Origin of the sequence: Arthrobacter sp. efr-133-TYG-104, from assembly GCF_030208915.1 — a bacterium.
In the GTDB taxonomy this organism is placed as follows: Bacteria; Actinomycetota; Actinomycetes; order Actinomycetales; family Micrococcaceae; genus Arthrobacter.
Map to the genome: position 1 here is coordinate 110,629 of NZ_JARVTA010000001.1, position 21,991 is coordinate 132,619.

Annotated in this window: 15 protein-coding genes; 10 read left to right on the forward strand and 5 right to left on the reverse strand. The window is 62.4% G+C overall.

What is annotated here, in order from left to right; genetic code table 11:
* Positions 1-3: 3 nt before the first annotated feature.
* Entirely contained in the window at positions 4-906 is a 903-nt protein-coding gene (gene sucD / locus QRN04_RS00555) for a succinate--CoA ligase subunit alpha (RefSeq protein WP_284974196.1), read from the forward strand.
* A gap of 212 nt (positions 907-1,118) precedes the next feature.
* Here sucD and QRN04_RS00560 read toward each other — a convergent pair whose 3' ends face one another.
* The gene (locus tag QRN04_RS00560) at positions 1,119-4,067 is read right to left on the reverse strand and encodes a chitobiase/beta-hexosaminidase C-terminal domain-containing protein (RefSeq protein ID WP_502868741.1); all 2,949 of its coding nucleotides are present in this window, start codon (positions 4,065-4,067) and stop codon (positions 1,119-1,121) included.
* 201 nt (positions 4,068-4,268) lie between these two features.
* Here QRN04_RS00560 and QRN04_RS00565 point away from each other — a divergent pair, with 201 nt between their 5' ends.
* Positions 4,269-5,402, forward strand: coding sequence for an LOG family protein (locus QRN04_RS00565; protein WP_284974198.1), 1,134 nt, complete (start codon positions 4,269-4,271; stop codon positions 5,400-5,402).
* Positions 5,403-5,405: 3 nt separating this feature from the next.
* On the opposite strand, the gene QRN04_RS00570 is transcribed toward QRN04_RS00565, so the two are convergent.
* Both QRN04_RS00570 and QRN04_RS00575 read right to left on the reverse strand, forming a co-directional pair.
* Positions 5,406-6,218, reverse strand: coding sequence for a matrixin family metalloprotease (locus QRN04_RS00570; RefSeq protein WP_502868747.1), 813 nt, complete (start codon positions 6,216-6,218; stop codon positions 5,406-5,408).
* A gap of 50 nt (positions 6,219-6,268) precedes the next feature.
* Positions 6,269-7,405 carry a VIT1/CCC1 transporter family protein gene (locus QRN04_RS00575; protein ID WP_284974200.1) on the reverse strand — a complete coding sequence of 379 codons (1,137 nt, stop codon included), beginning with the start codon at positions 7,403-7,405 and terminating at the stop codon, positions 6,269-6,271.
* A 233-nt stretch (positions 7,406-7,638) separates the two neighbouring features.
* Here QRN04_RS00575 and QRN04_RS00580 point away from each other — a divergent pair, with 233 nt between their 5' ends.
* On the forward strand, positions 7,639-7,830 hold the full coding sequence (locus QRN04_RS00580; RefSeq protein ID WP_284974201.1) for a hypothetical protein: 192 nt from the start codon (positions 7,639-7,641) through the stop codon (positions 7,828-7,830).
* 37 nt (positions 7,831-7,867) lie between these two features.
* Here QRN04_RS00580 and QRN04_RS00585 read toward each other — a convergent pair whose 3' ends face one another.
* Positions 7,868-9,400: a sodium:solute symporter family protein gene (locus tag QRN04_RS00585; RefSeq protein WP_284974202.1), complete on the reverse strand. Its 1,533-nt coding sequence runs from the start codon at positions 9,398-9,400 to the stop codon at positions 7,868-7,870.
* 256 nt (positions 9,401-9,656) lie between these two features.
* On the opposite strand from QRN04_RS00585, the gene QRN04_RS00590 reads away from it, so the two are divergent.
* Positions 9,657-10,232, forward strand: coding sequence for a helix-turn-helix domain-containing protein (locus QRN04_RS00590; RefSeq protein ID WP_284974203.1), 576 nt, complete (start codon positions 9,657-9,659; stop codon positions 10,230-10,232).
* 8 nt (positions 10,233-10,240) lie between these two features.
* Here the strand turns inward: QRN04_RS00590 and QRN04_RS00595 are convergent, their stop codons facing one another.
* Positions 10,241-12,214, reverse strand: coding sequence for an APC family permease (locus QRN04_RS00595; RefSeq protein ID WP_284974204.1), 1,974 nt, complete (start codon positions 12,212-12,214; stop codon positions 10,241-10,243).
* A gap of 252 nt (positions 12,215-12,466) precedes the next feature.
* On the opposite strand from QRN04_RS00595, the gene speB reads away from it, so the two are divergent.
* The 6 genes from speB to QRN04_RS00625 all read left to right on the forward strand — a co-directional run bounded on the left by speB (position 12,467) and on the right by QRN04_RS00625 (position 21,980).
* On the forward strand, positions 12,467-13,567 hold the full coding sequence (gene speB, locus QRN04_RS00600) for an agmatinase (protein ID WP_284974205.1): 1,101 nt from the start codon (positions 12,467-12,469) through the stop codon (positions 13,565-13,567).
* Positions 13,564-15,276 carry a thiamine pyrophosphate-binding protein gene (locus QRN04_RS00605; protein ID WP_284974206.1) on the forward strand — a complete coding sequence of 571 codons (1,713 nt, stop codon included), beginning with the start codon at positions 13,564-13,566 and terminating at the stop codon, positions 15,274-15,276. Before speB ends, QRN04_RS00605 begins: the two co-directional genes overlap by 4 nt.
* A gap of 135 nt (positions 15,277-15,411) precedes the next feature.
* A complete protein-coding gene (locus QRN04_RS00610) occupies positions 15,412-15,894 on the forward strand; it encodes a MarR family winged helix-turn-helix transcriptional regulator (protein ID WP_284974207.1) in 483 nt (160 codons plus the stop codon).
* Between the two features lie 9 nt (positions 15,895-15,903).
* Positions 15,904-17,964: an MFS transporter gene (locus QRN04_RS00615; protein ID WP_284974208.1), complete on the forward strand. Its 2,061-nt coding sequence runs from the start codon at positions 15,904-15,906 to the stop codon at positions 17,962-17,964.
* 207 nt (positions 17,965-18,171) lie between these two features.
* Positions 18,172-19,905, forward strand: a complete 1,734-nt coding sequence (locus QRN04_RS00620; RefSeq protein ID WP_284974209.1) for an ABC transporter ATP-binding protein — start codon at positions 18,172-18,174, stop codon at positions 19,903-19,905.
* Positions 19,902-21,980, forward strand: a complete 2,079-nt coding sequence (locus tag QRN04_RS00625) for an ABC transporter ATP-binding protein (RefSeq protein ID WP_284974210.1) — start codon at positions 19,902-19,904, stop codon at positions 21,978-21,980. The genes QRN04_RS00620 and QRN04_RS00625 overlap by 4 nt, the downstream gene beginning before the upstream one ends.
* The last annotated feature ends 11 nt before the right edge of the window (positions 21,981-21,991 follow it).

The following is a 21,991-nucleotide window of genomic DNA, read 5'->3' on the forward strand; positions in this document are numbered from 1 at the left end:
AGAATGTCTATCTACCTCAACAAAGACTCCAAGGTCATCGTTCAGGGCATCACCGGCGGCGAAGGCACCAAGCACACCGCCCTGATGCTCAAGGCCGGCACCAACATTGTTGGCGGCGTCAACGCCCGCAAGGCCGGCACCACGGTCATGCATGGCGAGAATGAAATCACGGTCTTTGGCACCGTCAAGGAAGCCATGGCTGAGACGGGCGCGGACGTGTCCATCGTCTTCGTCCCGCCCGCATTCACCAAGGACGCCGTCGTCGAAGCAATCGAAGCAGGCATTGGCCTGGTCGTTGTCATCACTGAAGGCGTACCGGTCCAGGATTCCGCCGAGTTCTGGGCGCTGGCCCAGTCCAAGGTGGACGCCGACGGCAAGCAGGTCACCCGTATCATCGGCCCGAACTGCCCCGGCATCATCACCCCGGGTGAGGCCTTGGTTGGCATCACCCCGGCCAACATCACGGGCAAGGGCCCCATCGGCCTCGTGTCCAAGTCCGGTACGTTGACCTACCAGATGATGTACGAACTCCGCGACCTCGGCTTCTCCACCGCGATCGGCATCGGCGGCGACCCCATCATCGGCACCACGCACATCGACGCCTTGGCTGCGTTCGAAGCTGATCCCGAGACCAAGGCCATCGTCATGATCGGTGAAATTGGTGGTGACGCTGAAGAGCGCGCCGCTGATTACATCAAGGCCAACGTCACCAAGCCGGTTGTCGGCTACGTGGCCGGCTTTACCGCTCCCGAGGGCAAGACCATGGGCCACGCAGGCGCCATCGTGTCCGGTTCCGCCGGTACAGCACAGGCAAAGAAGGAAGCTCTCGAAGCTGCAGGCGTGAAGGTCGGCAAGACGCCGTCCGAAACGGCCACGCTCTTGCGCGAAGTTTTCGCCACGCTCTAGTTCCCAGAACGCCAGTACGACGACGGCCCGGTGCCTTCCCACGGAAGGTACCGGGCCGTCGTCGCGCGTTAACCACTCGTTGTGGGGCCCGCTCTGCATGTCAATCGCGCGTCCGAGGGAGCAGAGCGGGCCCCACAACGAGCCGTGCATAGCTGACGCGGGCCGAAGAGTCTGGGGGAAAACTCCGGCCCGCGCCAGGTTCATGGAGCCGGTCAGCCGATGATCTTCATCGACTGCCAGCCAGTGCCAAGGCTCGTGGGGGTGCCGAATCCTCCACTTCCTGTGCCCGGATAGAGCCAGAGCGTGTCGCCGATGCGGCCAATGACGTCGTTTTTACCGTCGCCGTTGAGGTCCCGGGGGCCGGCTATGGCTGTCCGGTCGCTCCAGCTTGTGGTGATCTTGCTCCACGTGCTCCATCCGCCCGCTCCGTTTCCGAGGTACAGCCAGAGGGAACCCGAGCTGGCGCCGCGGGCCAGTACGTCCGGCTTCCCATCACCATTGAAGTCGCCCGTGCTGAAGATCGTATCCATTACGTCCCAGCCGGTGCCGACCGTCGTCGGCGTCCGGAGCCCGCCGGTGCCGGTGCCTTGATACAGCCGCAGATCACCGTTGGCGCGCATCGCCATCACGTCAGGGATACCGTCTCCGTTGAAGTCCCCCGGGGAGAACAACTGCGTCAGGAGGCTCCAGCCGGTACTGACCTGGATCCTGGGTCCGAAACCGCCTGCGCCGTCACCCGGGTACAGCCAGAGGACATCTCCGGCCCGGGCCAGCAGGTCTGGCTTGCCGTCTCCATTGAAGTCTCCCGGAGTGATCACATCAGTCACGGTGGACCAATTCGAGGCAGGTATCGCGAGCTGCCGCGGCAGCAGGCCGCCGGCGCCGTCACCCGGATAGAGGTACAGATTTCCTGAGGCATCCGAGGCCAAGACATCGGCTTTGCCGTCCCCGTTGAAATCATGGGCCGACGGCGGCCCGGCTGCTGGGACGCTGTACGTCTGCGTTCCGACGGCGGACGTGTTGCCGGCGGTGTCCACGCCAATGTACTTCAGGACCATGGCCGAGTTGCCCATGGTGATGGGTCCTGTGTACTTGAAGTCCGTGGCAGACGTGGTGGCCGAAGGGGCGCTGCCATCTTGCGTGTAGTAGATCGTGGCCGGCTCATTTGCCGTCAGGGTGATCGTTGCACCGCTGGCCAGGGCGCGACTGGTGGGATTGGCAGTCACCACAGGAGCGGTTGTATCCGGTGGCACTGTATACGTCTGGGTGACGACGTCGGACACGTTGCCCGCCGTATCACGGGCGAAGTACTTCAAGGTCATGGGGTCAGGACCGTTGAAGGTTATTGGCGAGCTATATACCACTCCCGCCGTCAGCGGATCGCTGCCGTCGGTGGTGTAACGGATCTCCGCCGGCTCGTTTGCGGTCAAAGTGATCTTAGTGCCGGGCGTGTAGGCCCCGCTCAAGGGATTTGCCGTGACCACGGGTTTAGTGGTGTCTGGGCCGGTGGAGTACGTCTGGGTTACTACCGCGGACGAGTTATTCGAGGAATCCACGGCGAAGTACTTCAGGGTCAGCGCACCGTTGAGGGTGATCGGAGTGGTGTACTTGCTGCTGGCTGCCGTGGGAGTTGATCCGTCGGTGGTGTAGTAGATCGTCGCGGTCTCGTTGGTGCTCAAGGCAACTTGTTGACCTGGATTGTATGTTCCTCCGGCTGGAGTGGCGGTCACTACGGGAGCAGTGGTGTCTGTTCCCAAGTAGGTCTCGAACTCGGCCAGCCCGACGTCGGTGGTGGTAGAGCTGACGGAGGTGATGTTGAACCGGACGGAGCTAACGGTCCGTGCCGGGAACTTGATGGTGAGCCCTGATCCATTGTTGGGCAAAGCCGGTACCTGCACGGTGCTTCCATCCGAGAACTGGAGATTTCCGCCGGTCACTTGGTTGTTGAGGTCAGGGCGATCGAACAACGTGACTGAGCCAATGGTACGGGTCGGAGCGTAGTTGTACTGGATCCAAGCCCCCGCTTTTTCTCCCGACGTCACCCATTCGCGGGTAGCGTCCATCGGAGCTCCCCAGTCGTACCCGTCGCGCGCCTTTTCGGGACTTTGGTCCGGTCCCTTTTGGGAGGAGGCGGTGACAGTAGCTCCTGTGGACTTGTCCGCGTTGCCCGTCCATTCAATGGCTGTGATGTACTGCCGCTTGAGCCATTGGTCATACGGCGAATCCGGGCAACCTTCGCCGGGCGAATCACAAATGTACATGTCATAGCCGGCAAACTTCACGAACGTATCCACCTTGGCGGTGAGCTCCGCGCCCGTGACGTTTTGTGGGTACTCGTCAATAACGTAGGCGTCGTAGGCCGTCGCCGTATGTGGTCCGGTGTAGCTCCGCGAGGCAAGTTGGGCGAACTTGGCAGTGGCCCAGTGGTCGCTGTGGTCATACGGTTGCTTGTACGTTCCGGTCCAATCCTGAGTGCGGAATGTGGTGGGCTGGAAGTCGGCGACCAGGCGGTTCAGCGTGTTCTGGAACTGTGTTTTGGTGAACGTCGCGGAGTTGTCCACCGGTCGGATGGCTGAGAGCCTGCCGTCCCAGAGCTTCAAAATGCTTTGGTCGTTGTACGCGGCGCTACCGTCTCCGTTGGGGAAACCATCGGGCAACCGCATGAAGATCACAGAGATATTGGGAGCAGCGTTGAGGGTCTCCTTGGTCAGCGCACGGTTCGGCAGACCGGCGTCGCCTATGGTCCAAGAGTCGGCGACGCCGGCCATCTTGGCGTAGCTGGCCCGGATTCCTGCTTCGAGGCTGTGCCAGTAGGAGGGCCCCTCGCCTGCCTCGCCAGCGGTGGTGTACACGGTCTCGAGGCAACGCTTGGCCTGGATATCACGCATGAAGTCCGGGCTGAGGAAGATCAGGTCGTCGTCGGTATGCGCAACAATTTGCATTGCGCCGCCCGCGCCCGAACATGACGGACTGGCAGCAACAACTGCTGGCGCGAAGCCGAAAACCAGGGTGGTCAGGCCAAGCGAAAGGCCTGAGAGGAATCCCAAAGCGCGCCTGGGTATGGAGGCGCGCTGGGACACAGAGGAATCACGGCGAGCGTGGGAGGAAAAGTGGGTGCCGCCAAGCGGACGGCGAAGGGAATTTGAACGGACCACAATCATGCTCCTTGAGCAGATGTTGGGCCCCCCAGCCGGCAAGCTTACGGCGTCCCTTTCGACGCCGATTCAATGGCATTGGCTACTTCAACCGCGTTCCCCGAGGTACTAAGGACGTGGTGCGTGTCACGATACTCCCTCCGCTTGGATCTGGAAAGTGCCCGGCTGGCCCCAGATTCACGGTCATCGGTCCCTTAGGCTAAACCCATGAATCGAACCGGAGCTTTGAGTCCGAGCCCCCGGACACTCGACGTCGAAAGCGTGGCCCGCTTCGATGAATTGGTGAATGCAGGTGCTCGCTCCCTCCACGGTTGGCACGCACAATCACTGGATCTTCGCGGCCGTTCCCGTGAGCTCAAGGCCCTCGACCCCCGCGGGGCTGTTTTCTTGGGGTGCACGTTCGACAATGGTGTGGAGGAGAGCTTGAGAAGCCGCGGTGCGCTCATCTTTCCCCAGCTTCGCGGTGTCCCCTTCAACCCTTACCGCGCCAGCCTCTACAGTGCGCAGGAACTCTACGAGGACATAGCCACCGAGGAATACGAGTCCACACTGGACGCCCGCGTGTATCAGTGGAGCATCCTTCCAGGCCGGCGTGGAAGCCTGGACTCAACACTCGCTGCCGCCCTCCATGACCACGCGATCGGCGATGCCTTGGATGAGTTGCTGGAGCACGGAGTTCTCGCGGGAAGGAAGCTCGTGGGTGTCATGGGCGGGCATGCTGCCCAGCGTGGCACCAGCGAGTTCACCGACGCCGCCCGGTTAGGCCGCCTGCTGGCCCAATCCGGCTTCACTGTCGCCACAGGAGGCGGTCCGGGCGCGATGGAAGCCGCCAACTTAGGTGCCTACCTTAGCGGAATGCCCGACGCCGATTCCGCGGCTGCCCTTCAGGCGCTCGGCGCAGTGCCCGGGTTCCGGCCCTCGGTGACGGCTTGGGCGCGTCAGGCGGCCGCCGTCGTCGAGCGTTATCCCCAAGGCACGGCGACGCTGGGGATTCCGACATGGTTCTACGGCCACGAGCCGCCTAACCTCTTCGCCACCCACATCGCCAAGTACTTTGCCAATTCAGTCCGGGAAGCTATCCTCCTGGAACTCTGCAACGGAGGTGTCGTCTACCTTCCCGGTGCGGCCGGCACAGTCCAGGAAATCTTCCAAGATGCCTGCGAAAACTACTACGGCACACCGGAAACGGTCACTCCCATGGTGCTGGTTGGCCGCGATTACTGGGTCAGGGATTTCCCGGCGTGGCCCATGGTGCAGAGCCTCGCGGCGGGCCGTCCCATGGCGGACCGTATCTTCCTGGTGGATACCATCGAGGATGCGCTGGCGGTCCTGACGCGGTAGCCCTCAGATGTCCTTCCGGCAGGGCGCTGATGCCAGGCGGTAGAGGCCGTTGAGGTCCCCGGGGGCGAGGCCATCCGGGGCGCCGATTTCCGGGTACATGAGTTGGACCGGATCATTCACATGGTCCAGCCCCATCACGTGCCCCAGTTCGTGTTGCATGACGGCCAGTACGTAGTCCTTGCCGCCCTGTTCGGCGAGCAGTTCGGTGATCTGGGGAGTGTCCAACTCCAGGCTGCCGGTGATGTAGCTTTTAGGCCCTTTGTTGAGCGAATACATGGTGCTCCCGCCGGTCCCTATGACGTTCCCGGCCAAGGCCGGAGCCACGTCCGGAGTTGTCCAGGAGATGAGTAGGGGAGCCCAGCGGTCACCGTATTTGGCCCGCTGATACGGTTCGCGGTGGGGCACTGGAAGCTCGTCCGTGCTGCCATCATTGACGAACCTGATGCCGGTGGCGGTCGAAATCTTCGCGATGGCAGTGCTCAGGAGCGCGTCGCTCCCGGGCGGGGCGGTGGCGTTGTTCACCACATAGTGCAGCGGCCGGCATGGCGAGTACCCCACGGGAGTGCCGTCGTCGTTAGTGGCCAGGAACTTGTATGAGTCGCTGGCCGCAGCTGGTGCGGGAGGCGAGGCCAGCGGGGCGGCCGCCTCTTCACGGCCCGGCGGCGGCGCGTTGTCTGCCCGCGGAGGCGACGGATGGACGATTCCTGCTTGCGGGGAAGCCATCGCGCTGAAGGGCGGGAGCAGTTCTTTGAATCGGGGGTTGCCGTGAAGGAACAGGCCGATGACGACGGCAAGCACCGCCGACGCTACCACCAGGAGACTTCGCGCCGCCGCCTTAACGCCTCGGTGTCTCGGCCGATTCAAACTCAGACGATCAAGGCGCCGAATAGCAGCCCCAGCCCGTAAGTGGCAGCAGCCGCACCGAAGCCGATAGCCAGCTGCCGGAGGCCGCGGCTCAGCGGCGATGTTCCGGAGAGTAATCCGACGACGGCGCCCGTGCCCATGAGTACGATACCCACCAATACAGCGGCTACTGTCAGCGCTCCCAAGCCTGTCATGCCAAGCAGGAAGGGGATGACAGGCACGATAGCGCCGGAGGCGAAGAAGCAGAAACTGGACATGGCCGCGCCCCACGCAGAGCCCACGGTTTCGTGATCGTCGGTGGGCGGCTTCTCCGGCTGCAACGACAGGCTGGGGTCACAGTCGCAGGTGAACAACCCCATGCGTTCGGCTACGCGGTGCTCGGCTGCTTCCCGTGTCATCCCGCGGGCCAGATAGACCAGAACGAGTTCGTTGTGCTCGATGTCCAGGGAAGGGGCCGCTGTCAGCGTTGCCTGGGTTGGCAAGGTGGCGTTGAGAAGCTCGCGCTGCGACCGCACGGACACGTACTCCCCGGCGCCCATCGAGAGCGCACCGGCAAGGAGCCCGGCCACGCCACTCATGAGGACCACTGAGCTGGATACGCCCGTGGCGGCCATGCCCATGACCAGGGAAAGGTTGCTCACCAGGCCGTCGTTGGCGCCAAAGACAGCCGCGCGGAAGGATCCGGACAGCCGGTTCCGTCCCCGTGTGGCCAAGCCGCGAACAACTTCCTCGTGGATTTGTTCGTCGGCCACCATGGCCGGGGTTGCAGCCGGTTCGGTTCCGTAGGGGGAGCGGCCTTCTGCACGCTGCGCCAACGCAAGGACGAATACCGAGCCGAAGTGCCGGGCCAGGAATCCGAGGAGCCGGCTCCGGTTGGACGCGGCCTTGGGCATCCCGGCGTGCTCGCCCAGGAGTTTGAGCCAGTGTGCCTCGTGCCGGCCCTCAGCCTCGGCGAGGGCCAGCAGGATCTGACGTTCTTCGCCCTCTCGCCGCTGTGCCAGTTGCCTGTACACGGCTGCTTCTGCTCGTTCATCGGCCAGGTATTGCCGCCAACGCCGCAGATCTGCTGCGGTGGGAGGCTTGGGGGCGGCGTCCGGAGCGGGGCTCGACGAACCGGGGGATTCTTGGTGCGCTTGCACGGTGTGTCTCCTGTGCTGGGTGGGGTAAAAGTCGGCCCCTTTGCACGCACCACTGTACCTCTTATCGGCGTCGAATTTTGGCCGGTATTCCTTAAACGGAATGTTCGGCGCACCTCAATTTCGCGCCATCCTTGACCGCCGATTGCGACGGTGCTCAGATGGAAGGACACCGGCGGGAACTCCCCGCGTTTCGGATGAGGGCTCTTGCCAGCCCACGGGATGGAGGTCGCATCATGAACTCTATTGATCCAACTGCGAACTACCCTGAGCGGACACGCATCGAGTCAGACCCGGCCTACGACTACAGCGAAGACCAAGAGGTTGACCAGCCTTGGGTGGAAGACGTCGACGCACCCGAGGACGATGAACGGGTGGTCCCGATTGATGAAACCGAGGAATTCCGGGGCGAAGAGGACGACATCTAGCCGGATTGCCCGCCCACGCCGTCCCCTCCGGCCCAGGTTACTTGGTGGTGACCGGGTGCAGCGCCGGGGGCAATTCCTCTGAAACCGCCCCTGCAACGCGGGCATCCCATGCAGCCCGGACCGCCGGATCCGTGGGCGGCGTGAGCAGTGAGATGACCACATAGGCGGTGAAAGAGGCAGCGAGGCCGTAGTAGATCGGTTCGTTGGCGTAAACGCCGTCCTCGCTTGCGATAGCGCCGGTGGCAAACAGGATCAGCAGGCCCAAGGTGAGGATCGAGCCAATGGCCATCGACCACGCTGCGGCTATGCCTGTTCCGCGTTTCCAGACCAATCCGCCGAGGATTGCCACCAGAAGTCCACCCACCAGGATGTCGTAGGCAATGGTCAGGGCTACCACAACGTCCTGTGCCGCCATCGAGATCAGTACGGCAACAACGCCCAGGCCCAGAACCCAATAACGGTTGGCCTTGACATCGTGCTCAGGATTTTCGGTGTCGTCGGTGGAGATCGTCTTACCGAACCAGCTGGCAACGAACGGTACGACGTCGGCGCGAGCCACCGTTGCGGCAGCGATCAGGGCACCCGATGCGGTGGACATCATGGCCGCGACAGCAGCTGCCATGACAAGGCCGCCGATTCCGATGGGCAGGATGTGGGTGGCCACCTCTGCGTACACCACGTCTTTACCGAGGGTGGCGACGTCGATATTGGGAAGAGCCACCCGGGCAGCCAAGCCGATCAGGGCACCTGCCACACCATAGAAGATGCAGTAGACGCCGGCGGTGGCGCCTCCCCACCGTGCCACCGTGGGGGTTTTGGCGGTGAAGACGCGCTGCCAGATGTCCTGTCCGATCAGCAGGCCGAGGGTATAGACCACGAAGTACGTGATGATCGTCTGGACACCGATGCCATCGATCTGGAAGAAGCTGGCGTTGACCCGTGCGCGGATCCCGTCGAAGCCACCCGCGGCGTTAAGGACGAAGGGGAGCATCAAGAAGAAGATGCCCACCGTTTTGATGATGAACTGGACCTGATCGGCCAAAGTGATGGACCACATGCCGCCGACGGTCGAATATACGAGGACGATGGCCCCGCCGATGGCGATGGCCAGCCAGCGCTCCCAGCCGAACAGGACAACGAAGATGGTGGCGTAGGCCCCGGTGGAGGTTGCGCAGAGCATCAAGGTGTACGCGAGCATCACGATGCCGGAGGTCTGTGTTGCCTTGCTTCCGTAGCGAAGGCTCAGCATCTGGGACACCGTGTAGATCTTCAACCGTTGGATGGTTCCGGCAAAAAGCAAGCTCAGGAGCAGCACGCCGGCGCCGATCGCCACCACCAGCCACATGCCGGAGATACCAAACTTGTATCCGAGGCCCACGCCACCAACAGTGGATGCCCCGCCGAGGACAACGGCTGCCATGGTGCCCGTATACAGGAAGGGTCCCAGGCGGCGCCCTGCCACGAGGAAGTCGCTGTTGTTCTTGGTGCGGGACTTGCCCCACCAACCGAACGCGAGCATGGCCAGCAGGTACACCACCACTATTGCGATGTTTAGAGCCGAAGATTCCATGGATGGTCCTTGAAGCTAATGCACGGTGGGGAACGACGCCGCTCCTGCAAAAGTCCTGCGGGCGTGGGTCTCCGTGCGGGCGAGGGGGAGTGGCTGAATGCCTACCAGTCAACACTTGTTGCCTGTGAGGATATGTTGTGACGGGCGCAACAGTCAAGCAAGGGCCTCCAGCTGTGCGGCAGGCGACTCCCGCGGACCGATCCGGCTACTATTGCTCCAATGAATGGGCCGGAGTGTAGGCCTGAAAGGTTCGTGAATGAAGGCTCTTCCCGTTGAACCGAGCAACGTACCTGTTGCCATAGGTTCCAGAATCCGTGCTGCCCGCCAGGCCCAGCGACTCACCATCGAACAAGTGGCAGACGCCACCGGCCTCACCAAGGGCTTCCTGAGCCGCGTGGAGCGCGACCTGACGTCGCCGTCGGTCGCGTCCCTCGTGACACTGTGCCAAGTCCTATCCGTCTCTGTGGGCGATCTCTTCATTGCTCCTGAGACCCACCTGACCAGGCGAAACGACGGTCCCCGGATTTCCCTCGGCGGCCAGGGCATCGTGGAACGGCTCTTGACCGCCCGCTCGGAACGCCGCCTGCAAATACTCCAGGCCACCATCGAACCGCGTGGGCGTGGTGAGAGTGAGTTGTACGCCGTGGACTGCGACGTCGACGTGCTGCATGTGGTTAAAGGCCGGATCAAGCTCGTCCTGACCAACGAGGAGTACGACCTCGAGGAAGGGGACACTCTTTCCTTCCCCGGGCGGGAACCACACACCTGGATCAACCCGACAGACCATCCCGTAGAGGTGCTCTGGGTTCTTGTGCCCGCGGCGAGCCGGTAGCGCGTTCCTCAGCCCACGTGGACCCAGGGGCGCCGGGTGATGTCCGGCTCCGCTTCCCGCAAGACCTCGCGGGTGACTGGCGCGATCTCGCCTTCTCCGAAGAACAGGAACCTGCTCAAGTTGGAGATGGGATTCCCCTCAGTCCAGCGGAAGTAGATGTGAGGCATGAATCCGGTGACGTCCCGGATGTGCAGCAGGACCGCGGCCACGGTGTTGGGAACGTTGTTGCTGTGGACCTCGAGGATTTTGAAGCCGAACCGCTCTTTGCCCACCACCTGGAGCTCCTGCTCAAAGTCGGAACTGTCGTCCACGATGACCTCGATGAACAGAACTTCGCTGTCCACGGGTAGGTGGTTGGCCTGTTGGGCGTGCTGGAGCTTTTCCCTGTATCTGTTGGCGCTGAGGCGTTTCGGTTCGTGGGCGATGATGCGCACGGGACCATCAGCGTTCTCTGCCGTGAATTCCAACGCTTTCTGGTCCATCTTGATGTAGGTGGCGCGCAGTTCGAAAGCCCGCCGGATACGGGATACAAAGCTCACCACCATGATTCCCAGGATGAACAAAGCTGCGATCTTCAAGCCATCCGGGCGCTCAATGGAGTTGACCACGGTGGTGTAGACAAATGCCACGGAAACGATCCCAAAGCCTATGACTTGTCCCCGCTGCTTCTTCCGCCGGGCGGACAGCGTCACGGCAATGGAGGCAGAAGTGATCAGCACCAACACTCCGGTGGCGTAGGCGCCACCCTGTGCGTTGACGTCGGCTTTGAAGATCAGCGTGACCACAAAAGCGATGACGGTGAAGACGAGCACCAAGGGGCGCAATGCCCGGGCCCACGCGGGAGCCATTCCATACCGCGGCAGGTACCTCGGCACGAGGTTCAGCAGTCCGGCCATGGCAGAGGCGCCTGCAAACCACAGGATGGCAATGGTGCTGACGTCGTACACGGTGCCGAATCCGTCGCCCAAATACTTGTGCGCAAGGTAGGCGAGTGCGCGGCCGTCCGCCTTTCCGCCGGCGTCGAACTCCGCAGCGGGGATCAGCATCACGGTGGTGAAACTGGACGTGATCAGGAACGTACTCATGATGATGGCCGCCGTGGTCAAGAGTTTGTGGGCTCCCGTGATCCGGCCTGCAGGATTGGCCTCTGTGTCGGCGTCGTGTCCCTTGATTTGGGGCATTACGGCAACGCCGGTCTCGAAGCCGGAAAGACCCAGGGCAAGTCGTGGGAACACGAGCAGCGCCAAAGCAAGCATCATGATCGGGTCACCGTGTGAGGTGGTGAGGCCCGTCCACCAGTCCGGAATGACTCGGGAGTCGCTAAAGACATGGCCGATGGATACGCCCACCACCACGAGGTTCAGGGTGAGGAAGAGGCCAACCAAGACGACGGCGACGTTGATGGCTTCCTTGAATCCACGCAGGAAGACGATACCCAGCCCGGCAATCAAAGCGAGCGTGATGACCACCTGCTGGCCTTCGAGGAAGTCCGGAGCGAAAGGATTCTCGATGAGGTGGGCGGTGGCGTCAGCGGCAGAAAGCGTGATGGTGATCATGAAGTCCGTAGCAGCGAAGCCGAGCAGCGCCAGGACGAACAGTTTGCCGCCCCAGCGGGGGAGCAGGCGCTCCAACATCGCAATGGAGCCTTCTCCCCGGGGACTCTCCTTGGCCACCCGGCGGTATACGGGCAAGGCGCCCGCCAATGTGGCGATGACGAGGAGAAGCGTGGCCAACGGGGACAGGAGGCCGGCAGCCAATGCCGCGATGGCAGGCTGGTACCCGAGTGTGGAGAAGTAGTCCAGGCCGGTGAGGCACATGACTTTCCACCACGCTTGGGGTTTGTGCGACTCCGCAGGGCGGCCGTGGGGACCTTGCCGCTTGCCCGAGGTTTCCGGCATTCCTTCCAACAACCACGATTTGAGGTTGAAGGGAATCTTTGGCCCGGTGGCCGGATCGGCCGGAGGCCTCGTCAGCGTAGTCACATGGTCCTTTCGTGCAGCACTGTGCTGCGTCCGCTAGGAGCGTATGGCTGCCGCCGGCGTCGAACTGCCGTTTTTTATGGAATCTTTACGTCGTGTGTGAGCGGGATCTCATGTGTTTCACGGGACTGTGCTTGGGGCTTCACTTGTGGCTGTGCTTGTAAACAACTGATGCATGCTACGAAACTTTGAGTGTATGATGGGTGTCACAGAGAACTGATCCCATTTCACCGATCCACTAAGGAGTGGCGCACTTTGGAAGAGCTCCGCATTGAGGCCAACGGCAACCTCGGCCCTATCGATTCATCCCGCATTCCGCGCTACGCAGGTGCTGCCACCTACGCCCGGTTGCCGCGTTTGGACCAGGTCTCCAAGGCGGACGTCACGGTAGTCGGCGTTCCTTTCGACTCCGGCGTTTCCTACCGCCCGGGCGCCCGCTTCGGCGCCAACCATGTTCGCGAAGCCAGCCGGTTGCTGCGCCCGTACAACCCGGCGTGGGACGTCAGCCCCTTCGAAAACATCCAAGTCGCCGACGCCGGTGACATGGCGGTAAACCCGTTCAATATCAACGAGGCCATCGAGACCATCCAGCAAAACGCATTGGACCTTACGGCAAAGGGAAGCAAGCTGGTCACGCTCGGTGGCGATCACACTATTGCCCTTCCGTTGCTGAGGGCCGCTGCCGAGCGCGCTGGAGAACCCATCGCCATGCTGCACTTCGATGCGCACTTGGACACCTGGGACACCTATTTCGGTGCTGAGTACACGCACGGGACCCCGTTCCGTCGCGCCGTCGAAGAAGGAATCCTGGACACAGAGGCCATCAGTCACGTGGGCACCCGCGGCCCCCTTTATGGCAAGAAAGACCTCGACGACGACCACCGCTTCGGCTTCGGGATCGTCACCTCAGCGGACGTCTACTACCAGGGCGTCCTCGAGACAGTCGCAAAGATCCGTGACCGTATCGGCAACCGTCCCCTGTACATCTCCGTGGACATCGACGTCCTGGACCCGGCCCACGCACCGGGAACCGGCACCCCTGAGGCCGGCGGCATCAGCAGCCGCGAGTTGCTGGAGATCATCCGCGGCTTCCGCGGCATGAACCTGGTGGGCGCGGACATCGTGGAGGTCGCCCCGGCATACGATCACGCAGAAATCACCGGTGTGGCGGGCAGCCACGTTGCCTACGAGCTCGTGACCCTTATGGCGGACAACGCAGTGGAACGCGATCGGCACGGCGCACCCAACGGGTACGCACAGCAGGCTCTGGGCGCCCGCATCGAAGAATTTGCGCAGGCATCCGGGGCGCAGGCCGGCGCAGCGAGCGCTTCCACAATCGGGGCCGAGCAGCGATGATCGACGTCGATCCCACAGCGGCAGCGGCGGCCGATGGAGTGTCGGGGACCGGCCAGCGCAATGGTGGGGACCTCGTCGTCGAAACCCTTGAGGCACTCGGTGCCAAGACCGTTTTCGGGATTCCGGGCCAGCACGCGCTGGGACTCTTTGACGCGATGGGCCGCGGCAACCTGCACTTTGTCTCTTCCCGGGTGGAGAACAACTCTGCGTTCGCCGCTGACGGCTACTCGCGTGCCACCGGCGAAGTCGGTGTGCTGTTCCTGTCCACCGGCCCTGGCGCGTTGACGTCCCTGGCCGGTTTGCAGGAGGCCTATGCAACGGGTGTTCCCATGGTGGTAGTGGCGAGCCAGATCCCCCTGGATGGCCTCGGTGCGCGCCGGAAGGGCATGCTCCACCAGCTCGATGACCAGAAGGCCTCGGCTGCGAACGTCACCAAGAGCCAGCGGTTGATCCAGCATGCCTCCGGAATCCCGTCAGCCATCCAGGACGCGTGGACCGAGGCGATCTCCTCGCCGCAGGGACCCGTGTGGATCGAAATTCCCCAGAACGTCCTGCTGGACCCGATCGTTGTCCCGCCCGTTGAGGACGCGCTCGCCGAAGCCTTCGACAACCCGCCGCGAGTCGAGCTGATCCGCGAGGCCGTCAAGTGGCTCTCGACGGCGGAACGTCCGGCCATCATTGCCGGCGGCGGCACACGTCGCGGCCGGGCGGAGAAGTCCTTGCTCTCCATCGCGGAGCAGCTACGGGCTCCGGTCATCTGCACGCCGGGTGGAAATGGGGCGTTCCCTTGGACCCATGAGCTGTCCCTGCAGTCCTGGATCGAGGACCGCTACATGACCGACGTGCTCGAAGATGCCGACGTGCTGGTGGTCATCGGATCGTCGCTGGGCGAGGTAACGTCCAACTACTTCACATTCGAACCCCGCGGCCGCATCATCCAGATCGACGCCGAGCCGCGCGTCCTTGAATCCAACCGGCCAGGTTTGGGTATCCGGGCCGACGCCGGCCAGGCTCTTGCAGCGTTGGACGAAGCCCTGTCCCAGGCAGGTCCGGGGGACCGGTCGTTGCGTTCATGGCATGGCACGACGCCGGAACACCTCACCAAAGAGACGCTGGCAAAGGTCCGGGCCCGCCTCGAATCACAGGATCTGGCCAAGGAACTGAAGTTTATGGCCGATATCCGCGAGGCTGTTCCGGCTGACATGCAAACGTTCTGGGACATGACCATCTCCGCTTATTGGGGCTGGAGTTGCTGGGATGCCCGGCAGGGTCAGTTCCACTCCGCCCAAGGCGCCGGCGGCCTGGGTTACGGTTTTCCGGCGGCCATCGGCGGCGCGGTGGGCTTGGAAACCACAGGCAAGCCGAGCAGGGTGCTGGCGGTGTCCGGCGATGGATCGTCCATGTACTCCATCTCCGAACTTGCCACCGCCAAGCAGCACAACATCCCGGTCACCTGGCTGATTGTGGACGACGGCGGCTACGGCATCCTCCGTGAGTACATGGTGGGAGCCTTCGGGAAAGCCACAGCCACCGAGCTCGCGCGCCCGGACTTCGTCAAACTTGCCGAGTCCTTCGGAGTCCCGGCGCGCCGTGTCGCACCAGAGGACGTCGGGGACGCGCTTAAGGCGTCCTTTGAAGGCGATGGACCCAACGTCGTCGTCGTGGAGACGCTCCTGAAGATGTTCGGTCCCACGCATTTGGGCGACTAGCTTTGTCCCCAGCCAGCCCCCTCACGGATGTTCCGTGCGGGGGCTGGCCCATTTTCGGCCTCATCTTCTTTAGTTTCCCAAAGCAATCATTTTAAGCTATGGTTGCTTAGGGCAAATAAAAAAGGGGTATTGGCAATGTCTGTCGGATCTGCCACGGCAACCGATTTGGTACATCAAATTTTTGATCTGCAGCGGACTCTGCGCTGCGTGGTGATGGCGCATCAGTCAAAGGCTGGCGACGTCGGAATGGCGATCCAGGGCGTCATGCGGTTCATCGGCGAAGGGGAAACCCGTGCCACCCAACTCGCTGCGCGCCTGGGTGTCAGCCCGCCGGTGCTGAGCAGGCATATTGCCGAGCTGGAAGATCTCGGGTTCGTCACCAGGCGGCCGGATCCAGCAGACGGCAGGGCCCAGCTTCTCGCGTTGACAGAAGAGGGCGCCACCAAACTCCGTGATTTCGAGGAGCAACGCAGTGTCAGGCTGCGGGACTACTTGGGCGGCTGGAGCGAGGAAGACGCCCGGGACGCATCCGAGGTGCTGCAGAAACTGACCGATTCACTCAAAGACTCACTCCGGGCAACGGCGGCCGGTTCCACTACGACGAACTACACAGTTTAGGAGCCTGGAATGGCTAAACCATCAACTCACACCCCCGTGGCGGCCGCCGCGATGGGCACTGCCGCGCCCATGACGCACCGCCAAATCATGGAGGCATTGACCGGCCTCCTGGCAGCATTCTTTACGGCAATCCTGAGCAGCACCATCGTGTCCAACGCGCTGCCCACCATCATGTCCGAGCTCAAGGGCACGCAGACGGACTTTGCCTGGGTTATCACTGCCGCCCTCTTGGCGAACGCTGCCACCACTCCCATCTGGGGCAAGCTTGCCGACCTGTTCGACAAGAAGCTCCTGGTTCAGTTGAGCATCGTTATTTTCGTCGCCGGTTCGGTCATGGCGGGCCTTTCCCAGACCATTCCGCTTTTGCTGACCGCCCGCGTCATCCAAGGCGTGGCACTGGGTGGCCTCACCGCCTTGGCCCAGGCCATCATCGGTTCCATGATTCCGCCAAGGGATCGCGGTAAGTACTCCGGATACATGGGCGCGGTCATGGCTGTTGGTACAGCCGGCGGTCCTTTGCTCGGTGGTTTCATTGTCGATAGTCCGCTCGGATGGCGCTGGACGTTCTTCGTCTGCGTCCCGCTTGCCGTCGTCGCGCTTATCCTGCTCCAGGTGACCCTGAAGATCGAGCACATCAAGCGGCCCGCAAAGATCGACTGGCTCGGCTCCATCTTGCTGACTTCAGGCGTGAGCCTGCTCCTCATTTGGGTTTCCTTCGCTGGCAACCCGGACTACTACGACTGGATCTCCTGGCAATCCGCCCTCATGGTCGGCGGCGGCGTGGTGCTGTTGGGCCTTTTGGTTCTTGTCGAAACCAAGGTTGCCCAGCCGATCATCCCGTTGAAGATCATCTCGGAGCGCACCACGGCACTGGCTATCGTCGCTTCGGTGGCCGTGGGTATCGCCATGTTCGGTTCCTCCACCTTCCTGGGTCAGTATTACCAGGTTGCCCGGGGTGCCACGCCTACTGAGGCAGGCCTGCTCACGCTGCCGATGATTGCTGGAAACCTGGTCGGTTCGGTCGCATCCGGCATCTTGATCAGCCGGTTCGGGAAGTGGAAGCGGTTCCTGATCGCCGGATCCGTCTTGCTGGTGGGCGGCCTCGCCTTTGCCGGCACTTTGGATCACACCACGGCTCTGTGGCTGGTGGCCATCTACATCGGAGTCTTCGGCCTGGGCCTTGGCATGCTGATGCAGAACCTGGTCCTCGCCGTGCAGAACACCGTCCAGGCCAAGGACATTGGAACGGCTAGTGCTTCGGTTGCCTTCTTCCGCTCTGTCGGCGGCGCGATCGGCGTATCAGTCCTCGGTGCCGTCATGGCCAACCACGTCAAGGACTTGGCGGTCAGCGGGATGGCCAAGGCCGGGATCCCGGTGCAGGGTGGTGGGGCCTCCGGCTCCAGCATGGACCTGACGGACATGCCGGCTCCGATCCGCGACATCATGCGTGCAGCCTATGGTGACGCGACGGCACAGATCTTCATGATCTCCGCGATCATCGCCGTGCTTGCCTTCGTATCCGTGCTGCTGATCAAGGAACGCCCGCTCCGCCGCACAGTCGACGCCACCCCGGACAAGGAACTTATCGCGACGGCATCCGCCGAGGCCGCGATGTCCGTGGACACCGCGTCGATGGACGCAATGAAGCTGAGCGACACTGAGGAATCTCCCGACGACGTCGAACGTCCGACGTCGGGACGCCCGCTTTCCGGGACGGCACGGCGCGAGTCCGCTCCAGCCGATGGGCCGGACCTCGACTTGGAGTTTGCCCGGATCCTCACCCAGGAACGGCCAGGCAGTGCGGGGGACGTGAGGGAGTTGCAGGAGCAACTGTCCAGGACGCAGTATGTCCTCGCTGAGCAGCAGCTGCAGTTGAGCCGGGCGAACGTTGAACTGCAGGCGCGCCTGCGGGAGCAGCAGGCCATGGCCGAACAGCAGGCCCGCACCGCCGCCGAGCTCGCCGCAATCCGCAAGGAACTCAAGCGCGAGCGTAAGCAACACGAGCGTATGGCCCTTCTGCTCCTGCAGGGAGTGGAAGCCCGCTCTGATCACGGCAAGCACGCAGGCTAATTTCGATGCACACCAAGGCACCGGCTGGGATTCCAGCCGGTGCCTTTGTTGTGTGCGGGGACTTAAATACTCCGCTGGGATGATCTTTTGCCGTGGTTGTTTCGCCGCGGCAAGGGATTTCGTAGAGTGGGGAGGCTAATAGTGTCAGCCCTTGCTGCAAAACTCTCTTTTACTTCATTCACGCACTCTTTCTAAGGACCCGTGGGCATGCTTGTCACCCTTATACGGCGGTATTCCAAGCCGTATTTGCCGCAGATAGTGGCCGTCCTCATTTTTCAGTTGGCGTCCACCATCGCCACGCTCTATCTCCCTAGCCTCAACGCCAAAATCATCGATGAAGGAGTGTCCAGGGGGGACACCGATTTCATTTGGCGTACCGGGGCGCTCATGCTCGCTGTGGCCCTCGGACAAGTCGTTTCGGCCATCATCGCGGTCTATTTCGGTGCAAAGACCGCAATGGCGATCGGCCGCGACCTGCGCCGCGGTGTCTACCGCCAGGTCAGCAGCTTCTCGGCGCAGGACGTGAACCGCTTCGGTGCCCCAACCCTCATTACGCGCGGCACAAACGATGTCCAGCAAGTACAAATGCTGGTGCTGATGGGCCTGAACTTCATGGTCTCAACCCCCATCATGTGCGTTGGCGGCATCATCATGGCTCTGCGCGAAGACCTCAGCCTTTCGTGGCTGGTCTGGGTGTCCGTGCCCGTCTTGGTGGCCGTGGTGGGTTACCTTGTGGTCCGCCTCATGCCGCTGTTCCGCTCCATGCAGAAAAAGATTGATGCCATCAACGGTGTGCTCCGGGAGCAGATCATCGGCATCCGCGTTGTGCGTGCGTTCGTCCGCGAACCTTATGAGGTCAAGCGATTCGGCGATGCCAACCAGGACCTCACAGCAGTTTCGGTCAAGATCGGCAACCTGTTCGTCCTGATGTTCCCGGCCATCGGCATGATCCTGCACCTGTCCACGGCTGCCGTGCTGTGGTTCGGCGGCCACCGTGTTGATTCGGGAGCTATGCAGGTCGGTTCCCTGACGGCGTTCCTCCAGTACTTGTTGCAGATCCTGATGGCCGTCATGATGGGTACGTTCATGGCCATGATGATCCCGCGCGCATCGGTCTGTGCGGACCGCATTGGTGAGGTCCTCGACGTCGAGCCTTCCATCCACAATCCGGTCTCGCCGGTGGCTCCTGCCGAGAAGAAGGGCCGCGTTGAGTTCCGCGACGTCACGTTCAAGTATCCTGGGGCCGAAGCGCCGGTCCTGAGCAACGTCTCGTTCACCGCCGAGCCCGGCAAGACGCTGGCCATCATCGGCTCCACCGGTGCAGGGAAAACCACCTTGGTGTCCCTGCTGCCGCGGCTGTATGACGTGGCTTCCGGCCAAGTACTGCTCGACGGCGTGCCGGTCACCGACCTTGATGCCTCCGAGATCACCAGCCGGGTGGCGGCTGTGCCGCAGCGGCCGTACCTGTTCTCCGGCACCATCGAGCACAACCTCCGATTCGGCAAGCCGGACGCCACGGACGCGGAACTGTGGGAGGCACTGGAAACCGCGCAGGCGAAGGGCTTCGTCGCGGAGAAGTCCTCGGGGTTGATCCGCCGCATCGCCCAGGGCGGCACCAACGTTTCCGGTGGCCAACGCCAGAGGCTCTCCATCGCCAGGGCTTTGGTGACCAAGCCGAACGTGTACTTGTTCGATGATTCGTTCTCGGCCTTGGACGTAGCTACCGATGCCCGGCTGCGGAAAGCCTTGAAAGCGAAGACGCAGGACTCCACGGTCATCATCGTGGCGCAGCGGGTCTCCACCATCGCCGACGCGGACGAAATCCTGGTGTTGGATAACGGCCGCATCGTGGACCGGGGGACCCACGATGAACTGCTGGAGACATCGCCTACGTACCAGGAAATCGTTGAATCCCAGCTGAGCGTGGAGGAAGTGGCATGAGCGAGCAGAACCAGCAGAAGAAACGCGGCTGGGCTGCCAAGGCAGAGGCCGCGAAGAACGCCAACGCGGCCGCCGTGGCTGAGACAGCAACCGAAACGCTTGACGACGACGACTTCGTCGAGGAGGAGTACGTTCCCTCCGAGGCCGACGGCGGCATGTTCGGTGACGTTCCCGCCAAGAAGGCCAAGGCCTTCTGGCCGTCCGCCAAACGCCTCATGGGTTTGCTCAAGCCCGAAAGTACCGGCGTGTACACGGTGATCGGCCTCGTGGTGGTCTCCGTGGTCCTCAACGTGATCGCTCCCAAGATCCTTGGCAACGCCATGGACGTGATTTTCGGTGGCGTCATGGGCAAGCAGCTTCCGCCGGGCGTCACTCAGGCGCAATTCGCTGACCTGATGCGCCAGCAGGGCCAGAACAACTTCGCGGACATGGTCTCCAAGATGGAACTGACCAATGGAATCAACTTTTCCAAGCTGACATTCCTGATTTCGATCGTGCTTTTGATGTACTTCGTGGCCAACATCTTCATGTGGGCGCAAGGGTGGTTGCTCAACAGGATCGTCATGCGGGTCATCAAACGGCTCCGTGACGATGTCCAGGCAAAGCTCAACCGGTTGCCGTTGAACTACTTCGACACCCGTCAGCGCGGCGACATCCTTTCCCGGGTGACCAACGACGTCGACAACGTCCAGCAGGGCCTCCAGCAAGCGTTCTCGCAGTTGGTCAGCTCCGTGCTCACGGTGCTGGGCATCATCGTGATGATGTTCATTGTGTCCTGGGAGTTGGCACTCATTGCATTGGTGGCGCTACCTCTCTCCGGGATCGTGGCCGGCGTCATTGGCGCACGCAGCCAGAAGCTCTTCGCTGCGCAATGGAAGAACACCGGAACCCTGAACGGGCAGATCGAGGAATCCTTCTCCGGACACGACCTCGTCAAGGTCTTCGGCCGGGATGCCGACATGCTCGAGCGGTTCGACGAACGCAACGAGGCCCTTTACAAGGCGTCCTTCGGTGCGCAGTTCGTTTCCGGCGTGATCTTCCCGGCCATGAACTTCGTTTCCTACCTCGCTTACGTCGGCATTGCCGTGGTGGGTGGGCTGCGGGTCGCCTCCGGTTCCATGAGCCTTGGTGACGCGACGGCCTTCATCCAGTACTCGCGCGAGTTCACCCAGCCTCTCGGCCAGATTGCCGGCATGGCAAACATGCTGCAATCCGGGGTCGCCTCGGCGGAACGCGTCTTCGAATTCCTCGACGCCGATGAAGAGGTTGTGGAGACGGGAACCCGTCATCTGCCGGCCAAGACGGACGGACATGTGGAGTTCGAACACGTCTCGTTCAGCTACGTCGCGGACAAGCCCCTCATCGAGGACCTGTCCTTTAGCGCAGAGCCTGGCCATACGGTGGCAATTGTCGGCCCCACTGGCGCCGGCAAGACCACTTTGGTGAACCTCGTGATGCGGTTCTACGAGCTCAACGCCGGCCGGATCACCCTTGACGGTGTGGACATCAACGACCTGAGCCGGGCGGAACTGCGTTCCAAGGTGGGGATGGTGTTGCAGGACGCTTGGCTCTTCGGTGGGACCATCTACGACAACATCCGGTACGGCAACTTGGATGCAACCGAGGACCAGGTCATGGAGGCAGCCAGGGCCACGTACGTTGACCGCTTCGTCCGTGCCCTTCCGGACGGCTACCAGACCATCATCGATGAGGAAGGCAGCAACGTCAGCGCCGGTGAGAAGCAACTCATCACCATCGCCCGCGCTTTCGTTTCCAACCCCTCATTGCTCATCTTGGATGAAGCAACCAGCTCCGTGGACACCCGCACCGAATTGCTGCTGCAGAAGGCCATGGCAGCTTTGCGGACGGACCGAACGAGCTTCGTGATCGCCCACCGGCTTTCCACCATTCGCGACGCCGACACCATCCTGGTCATGGAAAACGGCAAGATCGTGGAGCAGGGCAACCACACCGCACTGTTGGCCCTCCAAGGTGCCTACTACCGCTTGTACATGTCGCAGTTTGCCGGTGAGGAAGACGCGGCTGTGGACGACTCGACGGCGGTGCACAGCTGAGCACGTCGACA